Origin of the sequence: Pseudomonas putida (genome assembly GCF_001941965.1) — a bacterium.
GTDB classification, from domain to species: domain Bacteria; phylum Pseudomonadota; class Gammaproteobacteria; order Pseudomonadales; family Pseudomonadaceae; genus Aquipseudomonas; species Aquipseudomonas putida_L.
Map to the genome: position 1 here is coordinate 115,797 of NZ_MKZO01000073.1, position 15,555 is coordinate 131,351.

At 63.4% G+C, this 15,555-nt stretch carries 12 protein-coding genes; 4 read left to right on the plus strand and 8 right to left on the minus strand.

What is annotated here, in order from left to right:
- Nucleotides 1-7 precede the first annotated feature (7 nt).
- From PSEMO_RS29500 to yaaA, 8 genes are all read right to left on the minus strand, one after another.
- A complete protein-coding gene (locus PSEMO_RS29500) occupies nucleotides 8-1,450 on the minus strand; it encodes an alginate O-acetyltransferase (RefSeq protein ID WP_075806395.1) in 1,443 nt (480 codons plus the stop codon).
- Nucleotides 1,451-1,462: 12 nt separating this feature from the next.
- Nucleotides 1,463-3,031, minus strand: coding sequence for a mannuronan 5-epimerase AlgG (algG, locus tag PSEMO_RS29505; protein ID WP_075806396.1), 1,569 nt, complete (start codon nucleotides 3,029-3,031; stop codon nucleotides 1,463-1,465).
- Nucleotides 3,032-3,049: 18 nt separating this feature from the next.
- Entirely contained in the window at nucleotides 3,050-4,537 is a 1,488-nt protein-coding gene (locus tag PSEMO_RS29510) for an alginate export family protein (RefSeq protein WP_075806397.1), read from the minus strand.
- A complete protein-coding gene (algK, locus tag PSEMO_RS29515; RefSeq protein ID WP_075806398.1) occupies nucleotides 4,534-5,949 on the minus strand; it encodes an alginate biosynthesis TPR repeat lipoprotein AlgK in 1,416 nt (471 codons plus the stop codon). The genes PSEMO_RS29510 and algK overlap by 4 nt, the downstream gene beginning before the upstream one ends.
- A 127-nt stretch (nucleotides 5,950-6,076) precedes the next feature.
- Nucleotides 6,077-7,243, minus strand: coding sequence for an alginate biosynthesis protein Alg44 (locus PSEMO_RS29520; protein WP_075806399.1), 1,167 nt, complete (start codon nucleotides 7,241-7,243; stop codon nucleotides 6,077-6,079).
- Nucleotides 7,244-7,282: 39 nt separating this feature from the next.
- Nucleotides 7,283-8,764, minus strand: coding sequence for a mannuronan synthase (gene alg8, locus PSEMO_RS29530; protein WP_075806400.1), 1,482 nt, complete (start codon nucleotides 8,762-8,764; stop codon nucleotides 7,283-7,285).
- A gap of 70 nt (nucleotides 8,765-8,834) precedes the next feature.
- Nucleotides 8,835-10,151 (minus strand): GDP-mannose 6-dehydrogenase, encoded by a 1,317-nt coding sequence (gene algD / locus PSEMO_RS29535; protein ID WP_075806401.1) that lies wholly within the window; start codon nucleotides 10,149-10,151, stop codon nucleotides 8,835-8,837.
- Between the two features lie 856 nt (nucleotides 10,152-11,007).
- A complete protein-coding gene (gene yaaA, locus PSEMO_RS29540; protein ID WP_075806402.1) occupies nucleotides 11,008-11,787 on the minus strand; it encodes a peroxide stress protein YaaA in 780 nt (259 codons plus the stop codon).
- 121 nt (nucleotides 11,788-11,908) lie between these two features.
- Between yaaA and PSEMO_RS29545 the strand changes: the two genes are divergently transcribed.
- The 4 genes from PSEMO_RS29545 (at nucleotide 11,909) to PSEMO_RS29560 (ending at nucleotide 15,554) form a co-directional block, all read left to right on the plus strand.
- Complete coding sequence (locus PSEMO_RS29545) at nucleotides 11,909-13,033, plus strand: polysaccharide deacetylase family protein (protein ID WP_075806517.1); 1,125 nt, start codon at nucleotides 11,909-11,911, stop codon at nucleotides 13,031-13,033.
- A 310-nt stretch (nucleotides 13,034-13,343) separates the two neighbouring features.
- The gene (locus tag PSEMO_RS29550) at nucleotides 13,344-14,738 is read left to right on the plus strand and encodes a PhoH family protein (RefSeq protein ID WP_075806403.1); all 1,395 of its coding nucleotides are present in this window, start codon (nucleotides 13,344-13,346) and stop codon (nucleotides 14,736-14,738) included.
- Between the two features lie 100 nt (nucleotides 14,739-14,838).
- Nucleotides 14,839-15,312: a cyclic pyranopterin monophosphate synthase MoaC gene (gene moaC, locus PSEMO_RS29555; protein ID WP_075806404.1), complete on the plus strand. Its 474-nt coding sequence runs from the start codon at nucleotides 14,839-14,841 to the stop codon at nucleotides 15,310-15,312.
- Nucleotides 15,309-15,554 carry a MoaD/ThiS family protein gene (locus PSEMO_RS29560; protein ID WP_075806405.1) on the plus strand — a complete coding sequence of 82 codons (246 nt, stop codon included), beginning with the start codon at nucleotides 15,309-15,311 and terminating at the stop codon, nucleotides 15,552-15,554. The genes moaC and PSEMO_RS29560 overlap by 4 nt, the downstream gene beginning before the upstream one ends.
- Nucleotide 15,555: the final 1 nt, after the last annotated feature.

Below are 15,555 nucleotides of genomic sequence, written 5' to 3' on the forward strand. Positions count from 1 at the left end.
GGGGTCCTCACAGTCCGGCCTGGGCGTTGCGCGGGGCATCGCCGACAGGGCCGCGTTTGCACAGGGTGGCCTGGACTTTCTGAGTGCCGTTCTCCGGACCTTGCAGCTCGACGGCGAGCAGGGTCTGGCTGGCCCAGTCCTCGTCTTCACGCAACTGGAAGGCGAAGCGGCCGTCGGTGTCGGAGGTGGTCGGCTTCTCGATCTTGATGTCCTCGTGGCGGCCATTGAGGTACCAGAGGGTGGCCTGCATGACCTTGACCGAGGTGTCTTCGAAGCGGATGTCGAGCTGGTGGTTGCGGTTGGTCAGGTCCTTGATCACGCCATCCCGGCCGTTGACCATCAGTTCGTTCTTGCCCGGCTTGATCGCGGTGCTGGCGCTCATCTGCGCCGGCTTGCCTTCGCAGCCGTTGTCGAGCAGGGCGAGCATCTGCCGCCAGATGGTTTCCTGGTTCAGCGGGTACAGCGGGGAGAATTCCCAGACCAGGATCTTCGGCGGGTTCTTCCTGAATTCCTCGCTGCCCAGGTACTGGATCATCGAGCCTTCCAGGCCACCGCCGGGGAAGGCGACGTTGAGCACGTCGGCGCCGATGTACTGTTCGAGGAAGCCGGAGAAGTTGTAGTTCTTGCCGCTGTGGCTGGTGCCGACCAGGGTGATCTGCGCATTGCCGGAATCACCGAAGAGGTCGTCGCTGCCGCCGCTGGAGCCCTTCGGTTCGGTGGCGAACTGATCCATGTACTGCACGGCGTAGCTGGTGCCGCAGAGCTGGCCGGCGACGTTGTGCAGGGTACCGGTCTTGCCCATGCGTCCGGATTTCTTCGTTTCGAACTCCTTGCGCGGAATGCCTTCGAAGGCCGGCATGGCGTGCACGGTGTCGGCGACGATCTTCGCCGCGCGCTCGGCGCCGTAAGGGGTCCAGTGCTGGTCGCCACGGAAGTAGAAATCCTTGCCCTGGTCGGCGGCGGCCAGTTGCTCGTTGGTCAGCGGCGACAGGTCGGGCACGTTGTAGCCCATGCCCTGGAAGCGCTTGAGCATGGCCTGGTAGTTGCCCAGGGCCTTCTGGTAATCGAACTTGGCTTTCTCTTCCGGGGTGAGCATGTTGCGGTTCACCAGGCCGCGGGTCGGCTGGTAGACGACGACCAGTTCGACGCCACGGGCCTTGAAGGCGTCGTGCAGTTGCTGCAGGCGCTTGTAGCCGGCGGGGGTGGTGTTGAACTCGGTGCGCAGGTCTTCCTTGGTACGGAACAGCCAGTCACCCTTGGCCTGCACCAGGGTGGTGAAGTTCTGCTGGTAGCGGGTGGTGTAGCGGCTGGCGTCGTGGGCCTCGGGGCACAGTTGGCAGCACGGTTCGGCGCTGAAGCTCGGCGCCGTGACCTGGTCGGCGCGCACGCCATTGCTGATCGCCAGCAGGGCGGCACTGAGGCCCAGGAGTTTGATCAGATGTGGAGTCATGTTCGGGCTTCCTCAGTCGGCCATTTCGGTCTGTCGTTCGACCGGGTCGATCAGCACGGCCTTCTGCTGGCGCACCATCAGGTCGAGGATCTCGTTCTGCCGTTCGCCCAGCACGCCGGACAAACTGATACCGCTGGCCTTGCTCGGCGCCAGCATCGATACGCGGTACAGCTCCACGCTCAGCGGCGAGTCGATGGACAGCGGGCCGCTGCCGTTGGCCGCCAGCTCGCCGCCGACCAGGATCAGCGAGACCTTGGTGTCGAAGGGGTCGAGGGCGATGTCGCGGTCGGTGTCGGAGAGGTCCTTGATATGGCCGTAGACGCCGACCAGGCCGTTGGCCATGGCGAGGTTTTCGTAGAGACGGATGTTCACGCTGTTGCGCACGCGGATGCCGTGGCGGCGGTTGCTGATCAGCTTGTTGCCCCAGATCAGGTTGTCGCCGCTTTCGTACAGGGTGATGCCGTCGGTGTGGTTGCGGTAGATCTCGTTGTAGGCGATCAGGTTGTTCACGCTGTTACGGTCGATCACCACGCCGGAGAGCTTGTTGTCGTAGCTCTTGTTGTTGATGATCCAGCTGTCGTTGACCTCGCGGGAAATGATGATCCCGTGCTTCTTCTTGGTCCCGTAGACCGTGTTGCCGGCGATGATCAGGCGGTGCGAACGGTCGTGGGGGTCGATGCCGTAGACGATGTTGTCGCTGTAGGTGCTGTCCTTGACCACGAAGTCGCTGGTCTCGTAGCAGTAGAAGCCGTACCACATGTCGCTGAAGGTCGAACCGATGATCCAGCCGGTGGGTTCGGCCCGGCCCATCTGCTTGGCCATGTTCGGCGTGTACTGCGAGATGCTGACCCCGTAGGACTTGCTTTTCGCGTAGCCGAAGTTGGCCATGGTGCTGTTGACGATGTAGGTCTCGGTACCGCCCCACGACAGCAGGAACGGGCGGAATTCATCCGGCTTGCGGAAGGTCGCCGGGCCGTTTTCCTTCTCGCGCCAGCCGATCACCCGGGTGTCGCTGACGAACAGCTTGCCGTCGTTGACCATGAACGAGCCGCCTTCCTGGGACAGGCGCAGTTCCTTGACCTTGCCGTCGATCTCCAGGGTCGCGCCGTGGCCGACCACGATCGGCAGGCGGGCCAGGTACACGCCGGGCGAGGTCTGGCGGAGGAAGCGCTCGGGGACTTTCTTCGCCAGTTCGGTGAAGTTCACATGGCCGCCATCGATGAAGATCGCCTGGGGAATGCCGCGCTGGCGGGCCACCCATTCGGCGCCTTTGTTGTCGCCGCCGATGAATTCCTTGAGCACGTCTTCCTGGAGCATGCGCCGCACCGAGACCTTGCCCGGCTTGCGGCGGTCGATCTTCTTCTGCACGGCCTCGGCGGTGTAGCCGGAGAGGTCAGGCAGCGTCGGCGGGTCGAGGTGCAGCGGCTCCACCGGCGCGGTGCTGACGGTGTAGGTCCTGGCCTGTTGCAGCTCCTTGGCCACCGACGGTGCCGGTTGCGGGTTGCTGGCCTGGGCGACGCTGGCGGCCAGCAGCAGGGCGCCGGTCAGCAGGGCGTGAAGCCTGTTCGCGTGAAGGTTCATGTCAGTGCTCTCCGCCCATCAGAAGCGCCAGACCACGTCGATGAAGGCGCGGTGCATGTACGAGTCGGCCTCTTTGCCGTAGGCGTCGCCCGGCTTGAACACGCCGCCGCGAAAACGCACCAGCGCCGAGGGTTCGTCGATGGATTTGCTCAGGGCTGCCGGCAGCAGGCCCTGCTTGAAGTACTTGGTGACCACCAGGTCCATCTCCTGCCCGACATCCTTCTCGCCCTGGACCAGCGGACGGTTGATGCCGCCGTCGTCGACCACTGCGTTGATGCCGCTGCCGCCAAGGTTCTGGTCACCGTCGACGCGCCAGAACTTGTGGTAGATCAGGCTGGCGTCGTAGTCGTCGCGCAGTTGCCAGGAGGTGAACAGGGTGGCCGCCTGCAGGTTGCCCAGCTCGCCGCGGAAGGCTTCGCCGAAGCGGTGCACGCGGGAGCGGGTGCCGGTCCAGTTGGAGCGGTTGGATTCCAGGCCGGTCTGCTCGTAGTTGTTCGAGCCGTCGCTGCCACCGCCGCCGCTGCCGCGGGCATAGGCCGCACCGACCTGCCAGTTGGGGTCGAGGCGCAGGCGGATGCCGAGGTCGGTGGCCCAGGCGTTGACGTCGCCGCTCTGCTTGCCGATGGCGACCTGGTCGCCACCCACCGTGGTGCTGCTCAGGGTGTCGCGGTCGCCGGTCAGCCAGGTCACGCTGCCCCAGTAGTTGAGGGTGTTCTGGTTGCGCCAGTTGTAGGCGTCGCTGTTGGCTTCCAGGCCCAGCCAGGTGAGGTCGCCGGTACGGGTCTTGTCGAGGGCGTCGAGGGTTTCGCCGGGGCTCTTGAGCTTGCCGTCGTCATGGGTATGGTGGGCGCGCAGGCCGACCCAGTGGCCCGGGGTCCACTGTGCGGCGATATCGCCGTAGACGTGCAGGCGGTCCTTGTCTTCGGCAGCCAGCTCGGTGAGGTCGGTGCGGTACTCGCTGAAGCGTTCGGCCACGCCCAGGTTGGCGCGCAGCAGGGTGGTGTCGAAGGTCCAGTTCAGCGCTTCGATATTGGTGTCGCGCCACATGCCGTCGTCGTTGCGCAGGCGTTGGCGGCCGAAGCGCAGCTCTTCGCCGGGGTAGGCGGTGAAGCCCTTGTAGCCGACCCAGAACTCGCGCATCGCCAGGTAGTTCTTCTTGGCTTCGCGGTCGTCATTCGAGCTGTTGGAGTCCTGGATCTCGCTGCCGTCGGCGGACTGGCGGCTGGTGTCGGTCTCGATGATGTCGGTGGCGGCCACCGCCTGGCCCATGGCGTAGGCGCTCCAGTCGCCGCGCTCGAAGTACACCCAGGGGCGCAGGTCGACACCGAGGCCGTTGACGTCGCCGCCATCGCGGGTGCCGAGGTCGCGGTCGTCTTCGGACTGGCCGGTGATCTTCACCTCCAGGCCGAAGTTCTTTTCAGCGGTTTCGGCGGCCAGGGTCGGGCACGCCCAGAACAACGCGAAACTCAGGCCGAGACCGGCTTTCATCCACGGGTTGAGCATCATAGGGAAGCGTCCTCACCTTGTTCTTCTTCAGGGCTTTTCACAGCTTGCAGGGCCAGCGCGCCAGGCCCTGGACCGAGGGCGCCACGGGCGGCGCGCTCCTGTTCCAGCAGGCGCTGGGCGGCGGCCTTTTGTTGCGGATTTAGTTGGGTGTCCAGCTCGCCGGCCAGGGCGGTGGACTGCTCGCTCGGGTTGGCCTGGGCCAGCTGGGCGAAGACCCAGGCATTCACCGGGTTCTGGCGGATGCCATGGCCTTCGCTGTACAGCTGGGCCAGGGCGTAGTCGGCGCTGAGCTGGCCACCGCGGGCGGCCTGGAGCAGGTGGTCGACCGCTTTCTGCGGCTCGACATTGCCCAGGTAGCCACGGCGATAGAGCTGGCCGAGGTAGTAATGGGCGCTGATCTCGCCGGCATCGGCGGCGGCCAGCAGATGGGTTTCGGCCTGTTTGGCGTCGGCCGGGAGGGTCTTGCCTTCGTAGTAGAGGCGACCCAGCAGCAGCTCGGCGCGGGGCTGTTCGGCGTCGCGGCCCTTGTCGATGTATTCCAGCAGCTTGTCGCTGTCGCCCAGCTCGGGGAAGTCGTAGAGCAGTTGCGCCAGGCTGACCCAGGAGGCCGGGTTCTGCGGGGCGATGTCTTCGAGCAGGGCCTGGGCGGTTTTTTCGTCGGTCTGGCCGAGGCTGCGGTCGGCGAGCACGCGGGCCACGCTGTCGACCCGGCTGGCGGGGATGGTGCCGCGCTTGTAGGCCGCTTTCAGCTGTTCCAGCAGCGCCGCCTGTTGTTCCGGCTGGGCGCGTTTCTGGTACACGGTGGCCAGTTCGACGTAGCAGATATCGGTGGTGTTCAGGGCGGCCTTACAGATCCGTTCGACCTCGGCCAGGTGCTGGTCGTAGGTGTTCTGGGTGCGATAGAGCAGGACCTGGGCCAGGCCGGCTTCCGGGTAACCGGCGGCGCGCCATTGGTCGATCTGCTGCTGGGCGTTGACCTTGGGGAAACTCTGCGGGTATTGCAGGTAGAGCATCGCCAGGGGGATCAGGGTGTTGCCTTCGCCGCTGGCGAAAGCCTGCTTGAGCAGGGCCTCGGCTTCGTGGCGTTCGGCTTCGCTGCTGTCGGGCTTGGCGACGAGCAGGCGGCCGAGGCGGGCCTGGGCGCGGGACGAAGTTGCAGCGGCATCACGGTAGGTGGCTTCGGCCTGCTTCAGCTTGGCCGGGTCGCCGGTTTCCACCTGGATATCGGCGAGGCCGACCTGGGCTTCGCTGTAGCCGAGGTCGGCGAGCTGCCGGTAGTTGCGCTCTGCGGTGGCGGTGTCGCCGTTTTTCAGGGCTTCGTTGGCCAGGCGCTGGTCGGGGAGGCCGGCGCAGCCGGTGAGGCTTATGGCCAGGGCCAGGGCACATATCAGGGGTGTGGCTGATGGCCTCATCGCTGGCAAGCCAGCTCCCACAGGGTTCGAGGCTGCCCACGATACCGAGTCCGACTCAGGTCCTGTGGGAGCTGGCTTGCCAGCGATTGCGGTCACCGCGGAATAACTGTTCATCAAGGAACCCTCTTCAGAGCCCATGCGCCATGGCGCTGTCGATCAGCCAGTCCAGGGACGGGCCGCGCTTGGCGTTGACGCTCGCCGGCAGGCCGACCATCTGGCTTGGCAGCGGTGCATCCGGCTTGATCTGCACGCGGATATCCGAGGACAGGTCGTCGCTGTTCAGGTTGGCGCTGCTGACGATGCGGCCAGTACGCTCTTCGCCGTCGCCGGCAATCTGGAAATTGACCCGGGTGCCTGGCTTGACGTCGTCGAACTGGCGGTAGCTGAAGCGCGCATCGATGGTTGGATTGCTGGTGCGCGGGATCAACTGGAAGATCACCGCGCCCTTGGCCGCGTACTGGCCGTCATCCACCAACTGGCGGGCCACGGTGCAGTCGCACGGGCTGGTCAGGGTGCCGCTCATCTGCTTGCCGAACAGCTCCTCGACCTTGGCCGGTTCCAGTTGCTCGTCGTCCAGATGACCCTTGAGCAGGTCGAGCATGCTGGTGCTGAACGAGGCCAGCGGCGCACCCTTGACCACCTCGGCGCCGTTTTCCACCAGGGCCTGCAGGGTGCCGTCGCGAGGCATGGTGACCTGGGTGGTCGGCACGCTGACCACGCCGGCTTCGGCATGGCTGACGAAGTACACGCCGTACACCGACTTGGCGATGAAGCCGAAGGCGGCCACGCCGACCACGAACACGCCAAGGCTGAAGGTCACCGCACGCAGGCGGCCCAGCGGGCTGAGGCCGCCGTCGTGTTTCTTCTGCTTGCGCGCCTTGGTGAAGTTGTCGCGCTGCAGGGTGCTGAGCACGTCGCCGATGCTGATCAGCTCGCCGGACAGGTGCGAGGTGATCAGGTGGCGCAGGGTGGCGATGTCGCGCTGCTCGAGGTTCTGGAACTGCGCGCCGGTCCGGCCGTTGGCCGGGTTATAGGCGCGGATCTGGAACTCGACGTCCATCGACAGGCCGAGGTTGTCGACGGTGAACTGCAGGCGCCCGCGCATCACCTCACCCACCGGCAACGGCTGCTTGGCGTGGAAGCTTAGGCCGCCGGCGGAGAGGTCGTCGACCTTCACTTCGACGGTCTCGCGGTTCTCGTTGAGGTAGCGCAGCTTGGCCGGGATCTTGACCCGGGCATGCTGGCGCTGGGTTTCGGACTCATGCACGACATTGACGTTCACGGCGGTATTCATGGCGATGTTTTCCTGTTGGATCCGTAGGGTTGCGGCGACTCACACGACCACGAACAGCACAGCCACGAAGATGCTGGCCGCCGAGAAGGTCATGGTCCGGGAGGACCAGGTGTTGAACCATTGTTGAAAGCTGGCGAGGTCGCGTTTGAGTGCGGTGGGCTGGCGGGTCCAGGACTGGCGGTCGAGGCGGAAGAACACGTAGATCTTCATCAGCGCGCCGACGATCTGGTTGTAATAGAGGATCAGCGGGTAGGCCGGGCCGATCTTGTGTCCGGAGCAGAGCAGCATGATGGTCAGGATCAGGCGGGTGATGCCGATCCACAGCAGGTAGGCGAGGAGGAACTTCGCGCCGAACTTGAAGCTGGCGATCATGGCGACGGTCAGGCCCAGCAGGCTGGTCCACATCGACACGCGCTGGTCGAACAGCACCACGCTGGTGAACAGGCCGAGGCGACGCATCCCCAGGCCCAGGGCGCGGGAGTTCTGCCGCAGGTTGTTGCCGTACCAGCGGTACATCAGCTTGCGGCTGGCCTTGAAGAAGCTCTTTTCCGGCGGGTGCTCGACGGTGTTGATGTCGGCATCCGGCACGTAGAAGGTGTCGTAGCCCAGGCGCATCAGGCTGAACCAGCTGGACTTGTCGTCACCGGTGAGGAACTTGAAGCGGCCGAGGCGCCAGTGGTACAGCGAGTCGCTCTCGACGTCGGCGATGAACTCGGGGTTGGTCACCACCGTGGCGCGGAACATCGACATGCGCCCGGTCATGGTCAGCACGCGCTTGGACAGGGCCATGGAGCACATGTTGATGTGGCGCTGGGCGAAGCGCAGCTTGTGCCATTCGCTCATCACGTAGCCGCCGCGTACTTCGCAGAATTCGTTGGTGGTCAGGCCACCGACATTGCCGAACAGCTTGAACCAGGGGACGGTCTTGCGCACCACGCCCTCACCGAGCACGGTGTCGCCGTCGATCACCGCGACCACGGCGTTCTCGTCCGGCAGGTGGCGGGAGATGGCGCGGAAACCGAAGGCCAGGCCGTCGCGCTTGCCGGTACCGGCGATGCGCACGAAGTCCAGGCTGACGTGTTCCGGCGGGTTGTACTTGGCCCACAGGCTCTTGATCAGCAGTTCGTCGGACATCTCCACCAGCGAGCAGACCACGGTGGTCGGGTAGCCGCACTGGATCGCTTCGCGGATCACCGAGCTGTAGACCTGGGCGGTGGTCAGGGCGTCGATGCGGAAGCTGGTGACCATCAGGTAGACGTGGGACGGGTCGGCCGCCTTGCCGAGTTTCTGCACCTTGCGGCGCAGGCGTGGGTAAACCACATACAGGAACAGCATGCCGCGCACGAAGTGCGTCGCGCCCATGGAGTAGCGCCAGATGCCGACCGCGCCGATCAGGAACAGGAAGTCCTTGGAATCGGGGTCGAACAGGGTGTTGGGCAGGGCCAGGGCGATCAGCATGAGCAGGCTCACGTAGAACAGCCAACCGGCGGCCTGCAGCAGGCCGTGCTTGAGGCTTTGCATGTTCAGCATCCGTATCGGTGACGGGACGTTCGAATAAGCGCGCGGGGCCGGACGGCCCCGCGCGGCCTGCTTACCAGCAGATACCTTCGGTACGGCTGGTGCTGCAGGTGGTCTTGCTCATGAAGCCGACCAGGTCGATCACCTGCTTGCCGGCCGGCGCCTGCTGGGCCAGGGCGCGGAACTGCTCGTCGCGGTTGCCGAGGACGATGATCTCGGCAGCGTCGATGACCTTCTGGAAATCGGCGTTGAGCAGGGAGGAGACGTGGGGGATCTTCGACTCGATGTAGTCCTTGTTGGCGCCATGGACCCGGGCGTATTCCACATTCTGGTCGTAGATGTTCAGCTCATAGCCCTTGCCGATCAGGCGCTCGGCCAGTTCCACCAGCGGGCTTTCGCGCAGGTCGTCGGTGCCGGCCTTGAAGCTCAGGCCGAGCAGGGCAACCTTGCGCTTGTCATGGCTTTCGATGATGTCGAAGGCGTTCTGCACCTGCGATTCGTTGCTGCGCATCAGCGAGTCGAGCAGCGGTGCCTTCACGTCGAGGCTGCTGGCGCGGTAGGTGAGGGCGCGCACGTCCTTGGGCAGGCACGAACCGCCGAAGGCGAAGCCGGGGCGCATGTAGTACTGGGACAGGTTGAGGGCCTTGTCCTGGCAGACCACGTCCATCACTTCGCGGCCATCGACGCCGACCGCCTTGGCGATGTTGCCGATCTCGTTGGCGAAGGTGACCTTGGTCGCGTGCCAGACGTTGCAGGTGTACTTGATCATCTCGGCGACTTCGATGTCCTTGCGGATGATCGGCGCGTCGAGTTCTTCGTAGAGGGCCTGGAGCACGTCGCCGCTGGCCTTGTCCAGTTCACCGATGACGGTCATCGGCGGCTGGTCGTAGTCCTTGATCGCGGTGCTTTCACGGAGGAATTCCGGGTTGACCGCGACGCCGAAATCGACGCCGGCCTTCTTGCCCGAGCAGTCCTCGAGGATCGGGATCACCACGTTCTTCACGGTGCCCGGCAGCACGGTGCTGCGCACCACGATGGTGTGGCGGCTGGCTTTCTCGCGGAGGACGAAGCCGATCTCGCGGCACACCGACTCGATGTATTCGAGGCCGAGGTCGCCGTTTTTCTTGCTTGGGGTACCGACGCAGATCATCGATACATCGCTGTCGCGGATGGCCTGGGAGAAATCGGTGGTGCCACGCAGCCGACCGTTGGCGATGCCCTGTTGCAGCAGGGTTTCCAGGCCGGGTTCGACAATCGGGGATTTGCCCTGGTTGATCAGGTCGATCTTGGTTGCGGAAACATCCACGCCGATGACCTCATGGCCCCGGGCAGACAGGCAACCGGCACAGACTGCACCCACATAACCCAAACCAAAGATGCTGATACGCATCGCATTCACCTCATGTAGTTAGCTACGCCGATTCCATTCAAAGAACCGGACCGGATTGGTTTACCAGCCGTTTTTCGGGCGTACGAATCCACGGCGAAAAGTTCGCGGATTTGCACGCAGGCATAAGTAAGTTGTGAGCGCTTAAATAAGTGCACTCTAATAAGGCAGCCAATGGCCATAAAACGGGGCATGCCCCAAACGCTAGCCGTCTTTATTGCAATACCGCTGCTTCAGTACTGCAGTGCTTGTTCTTTCAAGTGGATTAAATCCTTTGAAATCAACCACTAGGACGAATTTTGAGTGCGTCTTCTCCTGGGCGTGAGCCGCGCTCCGGACGGGTTCCGGGCGGTTGCTCGACAAGGTCCGTACAACTTCCACAATGGATTATTTCTGATGTAAGTCATTTCTCACATGTTGCAATGGAAAATCGTTACCGGTGGTATGAGCGGCGTTGCGGAGGGAAGTTCCTGAGGGCGTTCAGGGCTGGTGAAAGATTTTTTAATATTTTTACAAGATCAGATAGTTTCAATCTGATAGCACTTGTCAGTGTCACCCCTGTATATGCGGGGCGAACTTGGGGTGGGATGGTTATGTGCCAGTACGTGAAATTTTTTCAGGATTTTTCGTCAAAAAACTACGAACGGTCTTATGGCTTTTTGCGATAACGGAAGAAGGGTGGTTTTTTTGGCGCCGGGATGTTGGCGAAAAATTGTTGGCTTTATGCGATCCCGGTAGGAGCGTGGCTTGCCCGCGAAGGACCGCGCAGCGGTCCCAAAATGGTGGCAGCAATGAGATTTTGGGACCGCTGCGCGGTCCTTCGCGGGCAAGCCACGCTCCTACCGGGGGGCGGTGGCGTTTACTCGGCTGGATGATCCCGCAGGAACACCAGATTGTCCGGTTTCGACTGCTCGGCACTGTAGTAGTACCCCTGCACATCGAACTGCTTGAGCTGCTGCGGATCGTTGATCCGCTCCTGGATCACGAAGCGGCTCATCAGGCCGCGGGCCTTCTTGGCGTAGAAGCTGATGATCTTGTACTGCCCGTTCTTCTGGTCACGGAACTCGGTGTTGATCACCCGCGCGTTCAACGCACTGCGCTTCACCGCGCTGAAGTACTCGTTGCTGGCCAGGTTGAGCAACAGGTCGTCGCCTTGCTCGGCCAGCGCCTGGTTCAGCCATTCGCTGATCCGCGTGCCCCAGAAGGCATACAGGTCCTTGCCACGGGCGTTGGCCAGCTTGGTGCCCATTTCCAGGCGGTACGGCTGCATCAGGTCCAGCGGGCGCAGCAGGCCGTACAGGCCTGAGAGCATGCGCAGGTGGTCCTGGGCGTAGCTGAAGTCGTCTTCCTTCAGGCTTTCGGCATCCAGGCCGGTGTACACGTCGCCCTTGAACGCCAGCAGCGCCTGCTTGGCATTGGCCGGGGTGAAGTCCGGGGTCCAGCTGCCGAAGCGCGCGGCATTCAGGCCGGCGAGCTTGTCGGACAGGTGCATCAGCTCGCTGATCTGCGCCGGCGACAGGTCGCGCAGTTGCACGATCAGTTCCTGGGAGTCGTCCAGGTATTGCGGCAGGGTGAAGCGCGAGGTCACCGGCGGGGTGTCGTAGTCGAGGGTCTTGGCGGGGGAAATCACCGTCAGCATAAGGTCGGCTCCTTGAATCGTCGGGCGATTCTACGGGGCGGGGCCGATGTTCTCCAGCTATCGCGGCGATAGAGGCCAGCGCTGCTATAGTGCCCGGCGGATCCATGGAAGAGTGTTCACCGTGCGCAAAGCCCTCGTTGTCCTGACCGCCCTGCTGGCCTTCGGCGCCCAGGCCGCCCCGCAGCCGATCGCCGTGTTCGACCGCAGTTTCTGGCCGGAAACCCTGGATACCCCGGTGCTCTTCGATGTCGCCTCGCGGGCCGAGATCCTCTCCTTCGCCCGGGTGCTGAGCGAAACCGAATCCCTCGACGACGCGACCCTGACCGCCCGTCTGCAACTGCGCCAAGCCAATCTGCCGGTGATCCGCGAGGTGCGTGAGCGGCTGTGGGCCGCGTTGTGGCGCAACTACGACATGGCCCAGCAAAGCTGCGAGCAGGATGCGTCCTTCTGTTATGCGGTGGAGAACCTTGGCGACCTGCGCCGCACCGCTGCCACCTTCGCCGTCGCGGCCGATTCCTTTTATGCCGGCTGGGCCGAACCGAGCCGGCAGTTCCATATCGCCTACCTGAACGAGATCCTGCGCAAGGCCGCGCTGTTCCCGCAGACCGCCAGCGAGGTGGCATTCTTCTCGCCCCAGGAAGTCACCGGCGACCGGCTCAACGACCGCCTGTTCCTGTTCAGCTTCGACGGCGGGCCGAGCATGGTCCCCGGCAGTACCGAAGCGCTCACCACCTTCCTGCGCAAGCAGAAGCTGGAAGGGTTGTTCTTCGTGCTCGGGCAGAACCTGCAGACCCGCCGCGACAAGCAGCCGATGCAGGCGCTGCGCGACATGTACCGCGGACAATGCGTCGGTACCCAGGGCTGGCAGTACCGTTCCCATGCGCAGTGGAAGGATTGGGAGGATTCGGTGATTCGCGGCGTGTCACGGGCGCAGAGCGATCTGCCGGATCAGTACGTGCCCTTGTTCCGCCCGCCTTATGGCCAGCGCCGGGCCGACAGTCCTGCATTTTTCGCCAGCCAGAACCTCAAGGTCACCCTGTGGGATATCGACGCCCAGGACCTCAGCCCATTGACCGCCGAACAGTCGGCGCAGCGCACCCTGACCTTGATGCTGTTGTGGCGTCGCGGGCTGATCCAGCTGAACGACAGCCAGCCGAAAGCCCTGGAAGTGGTGACGTGGTTGTTGACCAAGACAGCGCAGAGCGGGATCGGCTGGGAGGACTGCCGCGACTTTGTCAGGCAGTGATCGGACAGGGATTGGTGAAAGGTTTCAACGAGGTCCACTCCTGACTGTAGTCGTGCTTTCCCCCCTCGCCAAGGGCTATTCGTCAAAGCGAAAAATAAACTTCACCAACCGGTAAAAACGCTTTTTCCTGCAATGGTTTTTGCGGTATGTAGGAATCAGACGGCCGAATCCTGCAGCCAGGTGGCGTCTTTAAAAGGCCCCCTTATGCAGGTGCACCTCCCGCCCGTAACGACGCGGATACGGGAAGGACGGCGTCACTCTGCGATGCAGCCGTAGCGCATCGTGTAGCTTCCACATAAGGTGACCGAGTATGGATGACCAAGGACGCACTTCTTCTTCCAACCAGCCAATCCTGTATGTGTTGGACACCAACGTCCTGATTCACGACCCCAACGCCCTGCTCAATTTCGAAGAACACCACGTCGCCATTCCGATGACGGTGCTGGAGGAACTCGACAAGCTCAAGACCGGTAAACATACAGTCGCCGCCGAATGCCGCCAGGCCATCCGCCTGATCGACCAGACCTTGGGTGATGCGACGCCTTCGGATGTCGAACTGGGTGTGCCCATCCAGCGCGGCAAGAATGGTCCGAAAGGATCGCTGTCGATCCTCATGACCGAGCGCGCCGAGCCCAATCGCCTGCTGCCGGAACATCTCAACGACAACATCATCATCAACCAGGTCCTGGACTTGCGCGCCAAGCACAAGGATCGCGACGTGGTGCTGGTGACCAAAGACATCAACATGCGCCTCAAGGCCCGGGCTTGTGGAATCGCGGCCGAGGACTACAGCACCGACCAACTGGTCGACGACGTCAGCCTGCTGTCCAAGGGCTATCACTCGGTAACCGGTTCCTTCTGGGATCGCGTGGCCAAGGTCGAGACCCGTCAGGAGCGCGGGCGCACCTGGCACCGGGTGCAACTGATCGACAACCTGCCGGCGGTCCACGTCAACGAGTTCATCATTGATGAACAGGGCTTCGTCGGCTGGATCAAGGGCATCAAGGACAGCGAGCTGCTGCTCCTCGATCTGCACCAGGAACCGCTGCTGCACCAGGAAGCCTGGGGGCTCAAGCCGCGTGATATCCATCAGGCCCTGGCGCTGTTCGCCTTGCTCGACCCGGATATCCACCTGGTCAACCTCACTGGCGCCGCCGGTTCCGGCAAGACCATCCTCGCCCTGGCTGCCGCCATCGAGCAGACCATGGTCAGCAAGCGCTATCGCCGTATCATCGCCACCCGCAGCGTGCAGGGCCTGGACCAGGAAATCGGCTTCTTGCCTGGCACCGAGGCGGAAAAGATGGAGCCTTGGCTTGGCGCCATCACCGACAACCTCGAAGCCCTGCACATGGACGACGAGAGCACGCATGGCAGTGTCGAATACATTCTCGAAAGGGTCCCGTTGCAGTTCAAATCTCTGAACTACATCCGCGGGCGCAGCTTCCAGCAAAGCCTGATCCTCATCGACGAATGCCAGAACCTCACCCCGCACCAGATGAAAACCATCATCACCCGTGCCGGTTCGGGTTCCAAGGTGATCTGCCTGGGCAACCTGGCGCAGATCGACACGCCGTACCTGTCGGCCACCAGCTCGGGCCTGACCTACCTCACCGAGCGCTTCAAGGACTTCCCGAACGGGGTGCATATCACGCTGCAAGGGGTACCGCGGTCGATTCTGGCGGAATACGCCGAATCCCATCTGTAAAACGACAAAGCCGGGCGGCCCAGTGCCGCCCGGCTTTTTTTCGCTGCCAGATCCTGACTCCCGGGTTTACAATCACTGCCCCCGATCAGGAGTTCCCTCTGTGCTGACTCATCTCGATTCCCAGGGCCGCGCCGCGATGGTCGACGTGACCGACAAGGCCGTGAGCTTCCGCGAAGCCGTGGCCGAAGCGCGGGTGCGCATGCTGCCGCAGACCTTGAGCATGATCGTCGACGGCGCCCACCCGAAGGGTGATGTGTTCGCCGTGGCGCGTATCGCCGGCATCCAGGCGGCGAAGAAGACCAGTGACCTTATTCCGCTGTGCCATCCGCTGATGCTGACCGGGGTGAAGGTCGAGTTGAGCGCCGAAGGCAGCGACTGCGTGCATATCGTCGCGCGCTGCAAGCTGTCCGGGCAGACCGGGGTGGAGATGGAAGCGCTGACCGCCGCCAGCGTCGCGGCGCTGACCATCTACGACATGTGCAAGGCGGTGGACCGCGGCATGACCATCGAGAGCGTGCGCCTGCTGGAGAAGCTCGGCGGCAAGAGCGGGCATTACCAGGCGGATGCGCAATGAAGATCAACGTGGTGTATTTCGCCCGCTACCGCGAGGTGCTGGGGCGTGATGGCGAGCGGCTGGACGGCGATTTCGCCCGCATTGAAGATGTACGCCAGGCCTTGCTCGGCAAGGGCGAGGCCTATGCCGTGCTGGCCGAACAGAACCTGATGTGCGCGCGCAACCAGGACCTGTGCAAGCCGGACGAAGCCCTGGAGGACGGCGACGAAGTGGCCTTCTTCCCGCCGGTTACCGGAGGTTGAG

Excerpts from the sequence above, each read along its gene's own strand:
- algG (WP_075806396.1), bottom strand. The coding sequence starts at position 3,031 with ATGAACCTTCACGCGAACAGGCTTCACGCCCTGCTGACCGGCGCCCTG.
- yaaA (WP_075806402.1), bottom strand. The coding sequence starts at position 11,787 with ATGCTGACGGTGATTTCCCCCGCCAAGACCCTCGACTACGACACCCCG.
- algK (WP_075806398.1), bottom strand. The coding sequence starts at position 5,949 with ATGAGGCCATCAGCCACACCCCTGATATGTGCCCTGGCCCTGGCCATA.
- PSEMO_RS29520 (WP_075806399.1), bottom strand. The coding sequence starts at position 7,243 with ATGAATACCGCCGTGAACGTCAATGTCGTGCATGAGTCCGAAACCCAG.
- PSEMO_RS29510 (WP_075806397.1), bottom strand. The coding sequence starts at position 4,537 with ATGATGCTCAACCCGTGGATGAAAGCCGGTCTCGGCCTGAGTTTCGCG.
- PSEMO_RS29560 (WP_075806405.1), top strand. The coding sequence starts at position 15,309 with ATGAAGATCAACGTGGTGTATTTCGCCCGCTACCGCGAGGTGCTGGGG.
- PSEMO_RS29550 (WP_075806403.1), top strand. The coding sequence starts at position 13,344 with ATGGATGACCAAGGACGCACTTCTTCTTCCAACCAGCCAATCCTGTAT.
- alg8 (WP_075806400.1), bottom strand. The coding sequence starts at position 8,764 with ATGCAAAGCCTCAAGCACGGCCTGCTGCAGGCCGCCGGTTGGCTGTTC.
- algD (WP_075806401.1), bottom strand. The coding sequence starts at position 10,151 with ATGCGTATCAGCATCTTTGGTTTGGGTTATGTGGGTGCAGTCTGTGCC.
- PSEMO_RS29500 (WP_075806395.1), bottom strand. The coding sequence starts at position 1,450 with ATGACTCCACATCTGATCAAACTCCTGGGCCTCAGTGCCGCCCTGCTG.